Source organism: Stenotrophomonas sp. PS02300 (genome assembly GCF_029959395.1).
Classification (GTDB): Bacteria; Pseudomonadota; Gammaproteobacteria; order Xanthomonadales; family Xanthomonadaceae; genus Stenotrophomonas; species Stenotrophomonas maltophilia_AD.
Genome location: NZ_JASCOP010000244.1, coordinates 1 through 1,350, shown reverse-complemented (window position 1 = coordinate 1,350; position 1,350 = coordinate 1). Strand labels below are relative to the sequence as shown.

Annotated in this window: 2 protein-coding genes; one reads left to right on the top strand and one right to left on the bottom strand. The window is 68.8% G+C overall.

Going from position 1 to position 1,350, the window contains the following annotated elements; all coding sequences use genetic code 11:
* Positions 1–76: 76 nt before the first annotated feature.
* Positions 77–304, bottom strand: a complete 228-nt coding sequence (locus QMX79_RS20745; protein ID WP_282248458.1) for a glutaredoxin family protein — start codon at positions 302–304, stop codon at positions 77–79.
* Between the two features lie 86 nt (positions 305–390).
* Between QMX79_RS20745 and QMX79_RS20740 the strand changes: the two genes are divergently transcribed.
* A partial coding sequence (locus QMX79_RS20740) for an L-serine ammonia-lyase (protein ID WP_282248457.1) occupies positions 391–1,350 on the top strand: 960 nt, incomplete at its 3' end.

Here is a 1,350-nt window from a genome sequence, read left to right as displayed (position 1 = left end):
GGGGGGGGGCTCGTTTTGCTCCACCCCCCCCGGCGGGGGGGGGGCGCGCGGGGGGGCCCCCCCCCCCCCCCCCCCGCTACCGGGGTCCGGCCATCCACGCCGACAGGGTGGCGGCATCGAAGGGCCAGTCCAGCTCCCGGCCCTGCCCATCGCACAGCACCGGCACCCGGCTGCCGTAGCGCGCCTCCAGGGCCGCATCATCGTCGATGAACACACTGTCCAGCCCGGGGACCCGGGCCTGGGCCAGGACCGCAAGGGCCAGGTCGCACAGGTGGCAGTCGTCGCGTTGGTACAGGATGAACATAAGGCTCATATGTTGCGTTGCAGCCAGGGTCGCGGGCGCGGACAGCATAGAATAGTGCTCCATCCGATACCCGCAGTTTGGCAATCATGGCTGTCAGCACGTTCGACGTTTTCAAGATCGGCATTGGCCCGAGCTCCTCGCACACCGTAGGACCGATGAAGGCCGCCGAACGCTTCGTGCACCGCTGGCTGCTGGACCCGGGCTGCCTGCAGGACGTGGTGCGCATCCGCGCCGACGTGTATGGCTCGCTGGCATTGACCGGCCGCGGCCACGGTACCGACAAGGCCGTGTTGCTGGGGCTGGAAGGCCAGCGCCCGAACCAGATCGACCCGGACATCATCCCCGGTACGCTCGAGCGGATCCGCAGCAGCAAGCGCATCCGGTTGATGGGCACCCATGAGATCGCCTTCGACGAGAAGCGCGACCTGGGCCTGAACAAGCGCCAGAAGCTGCCGTACCACACCAATGGCATGCGCTTCACCGCCTACGACGCGCAGGACCAGGTGATCGCCACCCGCGACTACTACTCGGTGGGCGGTGGCTTCGTGGTCAACCAGGACGACGCGGCCGATGACCGCATCGTGCCCGATGAAACCCCGCTGCCCTACCCGTTCAAGAGCGGCGACGAGCTGCTCGCGCAGACCGCACGCAGCGGCCTGAGCATTGCCCAGCTGATGTTCGAAAACGAAAAGTGCTGGCGCAGCGAAGACGAGATCCGCGACCAGCTGCGCGAGATCTGGGACGCAATGCAGCAATGCTGCGCCCGCGGCATCCGCCAGGAAGGCACGCTGCCCGGTGGCCTGCACGTGTCGCGCCGCGCACCGGCGCTGTACCGCGAGCTGTCGTCCAAGCCGGAAGCGGCCATGCGTGACCCGCTGACCACGCTGGACTGGGTGAACCTGTACGCGCTGGCGGTCAACGAAGAGAACGCCGCCGGCGGCCGCGTGGTGACCGCGCCGACCAATGGCGCGGGCGGGGGGGGGGCGGGCGGGGGGGCGTTATTAGGGCCGGGTAGTTTTAAAAACACCGCGCCCCCCCGCCGGCGC